Raw genomic sequence first — 5,172 nt, forward strand, 5'->3', positions numbered from 1 at the left:
AAACATGACACCAAAGCCCGAGCGTTATATAAGCGAAACATGCAGAAAAAATAATTTCCAATCCGGAAAATCACGCAACGGCGTATGACTACGTTGTGCCGGCCTTAAATGGATGCTGGTAACACTAGAATGGGAATATTGCCGAAATTTGTGGCTAAATCGGAGAAGCCCGGATTATCAGTGCTCTACCCTAATCTGCGCTGAATGGCTCGATATGAATATTGATGTCATAAACGTTGAACTACTCTGCAAGCTGGTCCTCTACCCGGTCTGCAATATCGTGAGCCGCTTCGGTCGTCAGCGTGGCATTGACCGCAATCACAAGGTCTACAGCGCACACCTGCCCGATCCAGCGCGATCGAATTCGGCTTACCCGACGAACACCTTCAATACAGCGCACCGCCGAGCGAAGCGCATCAGCGTCGATCGCGCGTTCATCCAACAGCACCGGTAGCGTACTCTTAAAAAGCCCTATGGCGATGTAAAGAATGAAGACCGCCACGGCTAATGCGCAAGCTTGATCTGCCCACCACCAACCCATCGTCGAAAACTGCCAGGCCGCTATGACACTGCTTGTAATCAGTACGTCAGATAACGTGTGGTTTGCATCTGCCAGCAAAATCTGGGAGTCCAACTGTTTGGCCCACCGACGTTGCCACCAGGACAGCACAATGTTTATAACCAGCACCAGCACCATCAAGCCAAGTTCCAGGCGGCCGGACACGATTTCTGGCCTATCGCGGGTTAGGGCACGAATGGCCAGTTCAAAGGCCAGGGTGGCCAATAGCGTGGCGAGAACAAAAACTGCCACCGTCTCAAACTTCCGGTGGCCGTATGGGTGTTTGGAATCGGCGGGTTTAACGGAATGGCGGGTAACAAACCATGCAACAACATTATTGAACGCATCGGTAAGCGAATGAACGGCGTCCCCCAGAATGGCCAATGACCCGGTGCTAATACCCACACCAAGCTTGATGAGTAGCACAGCCAGGTTGGCTGCGCCCTCAATAAGAATCACCCTGAGAACATTGGAGTCGCGCGTATCCATAGGGCTAAGCATAGCCTGAATTCCGAAAATCGCTTAGCGGCGTCGGCCCTCACGCTCTCGCCGCGCTGGGTTAATCCTGCACGACCTTCACCGAGTACCCCTCCCGAGGGAAATGCACGTGAAGCTTGCCGAACTCATCGGTATCTCTGGCGACAATGATCCGCTCATCGGTTACCGCAGCCAAAATGCCCTTAACGGGTTGAACGCCGTAATCAGACGGGGCCACCTCTACCCGCGTACCAATCGCCGCCGGCACATTCTCAACGCTCGCGGGCAGCGCGCGTGGCTCTGAATCTTTGGCAGCCGCAAAGGCTACGCTCTGGGATATTTCTTCGCGGCTACCATGACCGATATCACCAACGCGCTGAAACCAATCCAGAACCTTCGGCCCGGCCTGTAAGGGGCGCCGGTTGCAGTTAACGTGCAGCCACAGCGGATGATAGGCCGCCAAATCAGCAACTGAGGGCGATTCGCCGTTTATCCAGGTATGCGCGCCCAAGCGCTGCTCTAGCGCATCCAATAAGGCCTGCAGTACCGGCCCCGCCGCCTCGCGCTGGGGCGCACGGGCCGATCCGCCTTTGAGCAGGCCCGAGCGATCTTTCACAAAGCGGTACATGCCCACAGGGCCAAACTTGCGAATCATGGTGCCAACCAGCCGCAGCGGCGGAACCGCCCCAATCGCTGCAAAGAAAGCCTCTTTCTCTGCCTGCTGCATCAGTGCTGCCGCTTCACTACTCATCGATTGAGGGTTCAAAGCTTCGCATTGGGTTGCCGCAGCCACTTCTCGTGAAATCAGCGCTGTATCACAGAAAATATCGGCACCCGACTGCGCCACGGGGATTCGGCGGTATCCACCAGTCAGCGGATCAAGGCTTGGTCTCGGTGGCCACGCCGGCGACAGCATGGAGTACCAGTGAGAATTGGTTAAGCCAAACATCAGCCGAACCTTTTCAGCATAGGGAGAACCATCGTAGTGATGAAGAATCATTGGATCGGTCATGTGAACACTCTTGAGTAGTCGCGGGAGAATATGAATGAGATCACGTAGCCTACGCTGTGCCGGCTCAACGCGCCACTCTGATCAAAAAAAAAGCACATTGCAAATTAGCGCACTCCAAGCCAGCCGAGACGAGAAGTCTGCACACCGATACCCTAGCGTTCCGAGGGGCAATTAGCGCCGGCGCGCTAGCCTGCTCTACTCTACGACTTCTGCCGCATAAATCGTATTAAAATAAAGCGCCCCGCGTTTTATCAGAACAGCCACCTCAGCCCCGGCACGACAATGCTCAAGGCTTGCAATAAGGTAACTGCCATTCTCGGCTTTAATCGTGGCGTGCTGGAGCGACTCGGCACCACCCAGCACCCTACAGCGCTCAACTTTACCGCGCAGAGTAGTTAACACCTCGCCTTGCGCGTTAAATGCGAGCACGGCATAAAAGCAAAGCAGCAAGAAAACACAAACTAAGGCTATACGCATACGGAGAGTACTTGGTGAGTCGTCATAATTGGGCGGCTTATCTACACAGTCAGCTTCTTCAGAGCACGCATTATACGCCGCCAAGTATAAAACAATCCCGGCTAGGCGCAAAAACGACCAGAGCTATACCCTATATGCACCTGAATTTTTCACTTTCGATTATTCAGCAAAAATTCGGCGAAACACTGTGCGCTACAGGTGGCGTGCTCGGGGCGTTAATTGATAGCCCCGTGGTCTGATAGAAGCTCATAAATACCTTCGGCCATCAGTGCATATCCCTCATCATTAAAATGAATGGAATCTGACTTCTTAGACGGACTGCGCATCAGGCCTGCAATCAGGCTAGCGTCGAAGACCAAATCATGTTTCTCAGCCAAGGCACGATAAAAAGGCGCAGAACTGGAGAACAGATTCTTTTCGGGCACACCGATAAGTACCACCTGAATACCGCGATCCAGTGCCAGCTGTATCATCCTGTCCAGATTCTTCTCTACTTGCGCAAAGCTCTTATTCCGCAGAATATCATTACCCCCTTCCAGCAGTATCAGAAGACGAGGATTGTGTTCCTCAATCACTTTCGGAAGCCGAAGTAGCCCCTCATGAGTGGTTTCTCCAGAAACCCCAGCGTTAACAACGGTCAACCCTGAAAGCCGGGCCAGCACGCTGGGGTAACTGTTGCCTGTGCTGGCACCCACACCCGCCGTTAAGCTATCGCCAAAGGCTATAACAACATCCGCGCTATCAAGCGTTGTCAACTTGGGTGAATCACAGGCCTGCAATAAGCAAGCGGAACACAAAAAAAGCAGCATCCTAGCAAGCTTATGCCCTATAGACCCACTCCTTATAAACCCATTCACTGCAAATTGAAGCATCATAAACCTGCCCCATAGACTTACGCCTATTATACTCTGCGAAATAAAACCGCCTACTCTCTATTGCGGTGATGCACCACCTCGGCAGTACACACCCTGCGAAAGCCTATCTCGCTCCAGAGAACATATACCATCCTGCAACCCATTGGTACCGGGGCTGCAACTCAGCCACACGTTGATCTCACGAACGAATAAAGCGCGTTTTATGAACAATGTACTGGTACTCTACCTAGAGCGAACCTAGCATGCAGTATTGGCACAGGGCTGTAACAGACCAACAAAGAGATTGAAGAGACCGGAATGTCACTTATCAGTAAATGGTACGCAGAGCTGAACGACCTAATTTGGGAGCAGGCCGTCGCAACGATGCCAGCATGGAAGCGCCGCACCGTGAATGTATTGCGCTTTTTCTATGTGATCATCCGCGACCTAGCTCTTGGGCAACTCAGTCTGCGCGCCATGAGCCTGGTGTACACCACGCTATTGTCACTGGTGCCCCTGCTGGCGTTTAGCTTCTCCGTACTGAAAGGGCTTGGCGTACACAATCGAATGGAGCCCATACTCTATCGCGCCTTCGAACAACTTGGGCCCAACGGCAGCGAGCTGGCGCAGCGCGTAATGGGTTTTGTTGAAAACGTGCGGGCAGATGTACTCGGCACCATCGGGCTTGCGGTACTGATCTACCTCATCATTTCATTGGTTCAGAAAATCGAAGCCGCCTTCAATTTTGTGTGGCGCGTGCAGGAACCCCGCAGTATCAGTAAGCGTTTTTCAAACTATCTCACCGTGATACTGATTGGCCCGCTGTTGATTTCTGCCGCCGTCGCACTCACGGCAGCTGTTTCCAGCAACGGGATCGTCCAGCAGATTGTTAGCGTAGAGCCGTTTGGCACACTAATGCTCATCGTCTCTCGGCTACTGCCCTACCTCATTGTTATAGGCACGTTTACCTTCATCTACATTTTTGTGCCCAATACCGAGGTTAAGCTGGGGGCAGCGCTAGTTGGAGGTTTCGGAGCTGGAGTGGCCTGGCAGAGTGTCGGCTGGATCTTTGCCACCTTTGTTGTTGGCTCGGGAAAATACGTGGCCATCTACTCAAGCTTTGCGATTGTGCTTACCTCGATGATCTGGCTATACCTGAATTGGTTGATCCTGCTACTCGGTGCGCTGGCGGCATTCTATATTCAGAACCCGAACTTTATCGAAAGGAAAACGGGACGGCTCACCCTGAGCAGTGAGGTCCGGGAGCGACTGGCAATGGATATCATGTATCTGGTGGGCAAATCATTCCGGGAGCGACAACCCATATGGAATGTAAACACCCTGTCTGATCACTACCGCATTCCTGCCGATGCGCTAGGCGAGCTTACACACCAACTTGAGCGCTGCGGGCTACTCATGATGACCGATGAAAAAGAAGAACGGTTCGTGCCAGGCACAGACCTGGAGCAGATTGGTATGGCAACCGTACGCGCCGCCGTGCGCAGCACCGACCCAGAGCTGGATCATGATCTGCGCCATATTCCAATAACACCCTTGATCACCGAATTAGCGGACGAGGCCGATACCGCAGCGCAGGAGCGGTTGGCAGGCAACAACCTTCGGGAGCTTATTTTGCGTAAATAACGAGCGTGCAGCAAATCGCACTCAATCGTGGAAAAACAACGGGATCGCGCTCGCATTCAAAAAGACTAACGTTTCCCCAGAAGAAGGCGCTCGTCGATAGGTTTAAACTCGGTGGCAGCATCAATCAACGACGACGCCGTCAGCTGTGG

At 53.0% G+C, this 5,172-nt stretch carries 4 protein-coding genes; 1 reads left to right on the plus strand and 3 read right to left on the minus strand.

What is annotated here, in order from left to right; all coding sequences use genetic code 11:
• Positions 1 to 241: 241 nt before the first annotated feature.
• The 3 genes from ABYP39_RS17145 to ABYP39_RS17155 form a co-directional block, all read right to left on the minus strand.
• Positions 242 to 1,060 (minus strand): cation diffusion facilitator family transporter, encoded by an 819-nt coding sequence (locus ABYP39_RS17145; RefSeq protein ID WP_372783802.1) that lies wholly within the window; start codon positions 1,058 to 1,060, stop codon positions 242 to 244.
• Positions 1,061 to 1,118: 58 nt separating this feature from the next.
• Complete coding sequence (locus ABYP39_RS17150) at positions 1,119 to 2,048, minus strand: glutathione S-transferase family protein (RefSeq protein WP_372783804.1); 930 nt, start codon at positions 2,046 to 2,048, stop codon at positions 1,119 to 1,121.
• 692 nt (positions 2,049 to 2,740) lie between these two features.
• Positions 2,741 to 3,400 (minus strand): arylesterase, encoded by a 660-nt coding sequence (locus tag ABYP39_RS17155; RefSeq protein WP_372783806.1) that lies wholly within the window; start codon positions 3,398 to 3,400, stop codon positions 2,741 to 2,743.
• Between the two features lie 297 nt (positions 3,401 to 3,697).
• Between ABYP39_RS17155 and ABYP39_RS17160 the strand changes: the two genes are divergently transcribed.
• Entirely contained in the window at positions 3,698 to 5,023 is a 1,326-nt protein-coding gene (locus ABYP39_RS17160; protein ID WP_372783808.1) for a YihY/virulence factor BrkB family protein, read from the plus strand.
• The last annotated feature ends 149 nt before the right edge of the window (positions 5,024 to 5,172 follow it).

Source organism: Litorivivens sp. (assembly GCF_041625495.1).
Taxonomy (GTDB): domain Bacteria; phylum Pseudomonadota; class Gammaproteobacteria; order Pseudomonadales; family Spongiibacteraceae; genus Litorivivens.

Excerpts from the sequence above, each read along its gene's own strand:
- ABYP39_RS17155 (WP_372783806.1), bottom strand. The coding sequence starts at position 3,400 with ATGATGCTTCAATTTGCAGTGAATGGGTTTATAAGGAGTGGGTCTATA.
- ABYP39_RS17150 (WP_372783804.1), bottom strand. The coding sequence starts at position 2,048 with ATGACCGATCCAATGATTCTTCATCACTACGATGGTTCTCCCTATGCT.
- ABYP39_RS17160 (WP_372783808.1), top strand. The coding sequence starts at position 3,698 with ATGTCACTTATCAGTAAATGGTACGCAGAGCTGAACGACCTAATTTGG.
- ABYP39_RS17145 (WP_372783802.1), bottom strand. The coding sequence starts at position 1,060 with ATGCTTAGCCCTATGGATACGCGCGACTCCAATGTTCTCAGGGTGATT.